At 62.1% G+C, this 594-nt stretch carries 1 protein-coding gene; it reads right to left on the bottom strand.

All coding sequences use genetic code 11. From position 1 onward, the window contains the following. Positions 1 to 594, bottom strand: a 594-nt coding sequence (locus A9X05_RS01550) for a class I SAM-dependent methyltransferase (protein ID WP_231978211.1), incomplete at both ends; no start/stop codon positions are given.

Genomic DNA, 594 nt, shown 5'->3' with positions numbered 1-594 from the left:
GCGATGGCCTCGTCGCGGTTCGCCTCGAGGGCGGCCGCCCACGTCTCCAGGGTGCGCGCGTAGTGCAGCTGCAGTAATTGCACCTTTTCGACCGAGAATCCGGCGGGCTCAGCGAATTTGAAAATATCTTCCTGCGTCGGCAGCTGGCCGCCCGGAAAAATCTCGGTGCCGATGAATCGCGCGAATCTCACATCGCGCATAGTCAGCTTGATGCCGAGTGCGGGCATCTGCTGCCATTGATAGGTCAAAATGGTGTGCAACAGCATCCGACCGTCGTCGGGCAGGATGTGGTGGGCACGTTCAAAAAAGGCCGGCCACCGGTCGGCCTTGAACGCCTCGAAGGCGCCGATGCTGACGATTCGGTCGACCTTGTCGTCGAATTCCTCCCAGCCCTGCAACCGGACTTCGACGGAGCGGTCGGTGAGGATGAACTGCGAGAAGTGCACGATCTCGTGCGTCAGCGTCATGCCCCGCGCCCTGGCCTCCTTGAAGGAGGGGCGAACGATGGTGTGCAACAGCATCCGACCGTCGTCGGGCAGGATGTGGTGGGCACGTTCAAAAAAGGCCGGCCACCGGTCGGCCTTGAACGCCTCG

It is taken from the genome of Mycobacterium sp. E3298 (genome assembly GCF_001666895.1).
Classification (GTDB): domain Bacteria; phylum Actinomycetota; class Actinomycetes; order Mycobacteriales; family Mycobacteriaceae; genus Mycobacterium.
The sequence above is the reverse complement of the archived record's forward strand: the minus strand, read 5'-3'. Positions and strand labels throughout refer to the sequence as shown.